We start from the raw sequence: 2,013 nt of genomic DNA on the forward strand, positions 1-2,013 counted from the left end.
GAAAGGACTCCGTCCCGCGAACAGTGGGTTGGCCAAACCAGGGGGGGAGCTCTAGGGATCCGCCACCTCAAAGGCCCATAGCCCCCGCTCGGCAGGGATCCGGTGCAACCGTCCGCTGGGAAAACGCCGTTGCAGTTCTGCCCCTTGCTGATCCCATACCCACTCGTTCATGAACAGGGTAAACGGTGGCTCCAGCGCCTGGATGGGCAACACCTCAGGGGAAAACACCGCTACCTTTTGTTCCCGTCCGGCAAAAAATTGGATCCAGCTTTGCCAATAGTGGGGTTCCCCCCAGCTGAAATAGGGGTAGGCAGTGCTAGCCGCCAGATAGAAGCGGTAGTCGGGATCCATTTGGCGAGCTGCCACATAGCGCCCGGTGGCCCCCACATCGTTGCCCTGCGTCCAGCCTTTGTGGACAAAGTCTCCAAAAATGGCCAGGTTCCACCCCCCAATCAGCAGGATTGCCCCCGCCATCGCCGCCGCCGGCAGCCAACTCCCGGCCCGGGATCCCCAGCGTTCCAGGAGACCTGCCAGCACTTGGATCCCTTCCAAGGTTAGATAGGCTACAAAGGGCAGGATCACCAGCAGGCGGGTGTAGTTGGGGGCTTTGGTGATGGCCAAGCTAAACAGCAGGTAGAGAAATAGGAAGCTGCCGATACAGAGCCAGTCGTGGGGCTGGCTGCGCTTCTTGAAAAGGCGGTAGAGGCCGGATCCCAGCCCCAGCCAGATCAAAGCCCCCGTCAAGGGATCCACAAAAGCATGGCCGTAGTTGGGATAGATGTAGCCGCGGTCGTGCTGGCCGGGGTCGTTGAACATACTCAGGCCGTTGAAGATGTTGCGCCAGACCGCCTCCTCTGGCGTAGCCGCATTCACCCACATCTGTTGTAACGCCCGCCCTTCCGGGAAAAAGAGAAATTGTTGGCGAGAGTACTCGGCGCTCACCGCAGGTGCTGTGACCGTGGCCACCAGAATGGGCCCAGCCACCAGAAAAAAGCCCAGCGCCGCGGGCACCGTCAGCTTAGCCAGGACCCAGAGGGGATTAGCTTGCTTGTTTTCTCCTCGGAGATCCTCCCGGCCCAGGAGCAGGTACAGAACTCCAAACAGCAACCCCAGCAGGATCACCACCCGCCCCGGCAAATAGCCGTAGAGGGAGAAAGCCGCCGCTCCTCCCCCCAGATAGAGCAACAGGGGATTTTTTTCCCGCACGCCCTTGAGGAGCAAGGCCAGGGCCGCACACTCCACCAGCACAATCAGGTTTTCCCGCATGGCCATGCGGCTGATGCCCAGCAAGGCGTGGTTGGATCCCAAGAGGGCCGCCCCCGCCAAAGCCAGCCGGGATCCCCAAAATGCCCGAAAAAACCCGTAGGCCACCAGAATGGTGACGACCCCGAAGGCGGCATGTACCGTGCGCACATTGAGCAGCGTGACTCCCCCCATCAGCCGCGTCAGGCCGCCGAAGAGGCTGAACATGAAGCGGGGGAAATAGAAATACTCCGGCATCAGCCCAAAGATATCGGGATAGCGCACCCCTGAGGCGCGACGGGCCATGGAGGTGATCACAATCTCGTCAGTATTGATCTGAAAAGGGATGTTGGGCAGGTCGTAGAGGTAGATCGGGGCAAAGACCAACACCAACAGCCCCAGGTGCAACAGCTCCTGTTGCCAGCGCAGCCGCGTCGGATCCCAAGGGGGTTGAGCCGGGGAAAACTGCGCCCAGTACAGCCCCACCAGCAGGATCCCTAGCAACCAAACGCCAATCTGCAGCACGTGGTAGCCGGACAGCCCGTACCAGAGAGTCAGGGCTATTCCCAGGCCCAGGCCGGATCCCAGCAGGGGCAGATGCCGGGAGGTCATCACCCTATCCCAAACCGCCATAGAACCGATACGACTGGAATCAGGAACGAATCGATCCCTCTCAGCCTACCAGGCGCAAGATGCTCGACAAAACCAGAACTCAGTCAGCGCCCTCCCCCCTAGTCTTTCTCCCAAGGGGCGAGGGGAGATCAGAAAAGG

At 60.6% G+C, this 2,013-nt stretch carries 1 protein-coding gene; it reads right to left on the reverse strand.

The genetic code is table 11. The features are described from left to right. Nucleotides 1-51: 51 nt before the first annotated feature. A complete protein-coding gene (locus NW820_RS02660) occupies nucleotides 52-1,854 on the reverse strand; it encodes a glycosyltransferase family 39 protein (protein ID WP_414406616.1) in 1,803 nt (600 codons plus the stop codon). Between the last annotated feature and the right edge of the window lie 159 nt (nucleotides 1,855-2,013).

Origin of the sequence: Synechococcus sp. R55.7 (assembly GCF_047461955.1) — a bacterium.
Taxonomy (GTDB): domain Bacteria; phylum Cyanobacteriota; class Cyanobacteriia; order Thermostichales; family Thermostichaceae; genus Thermostichus.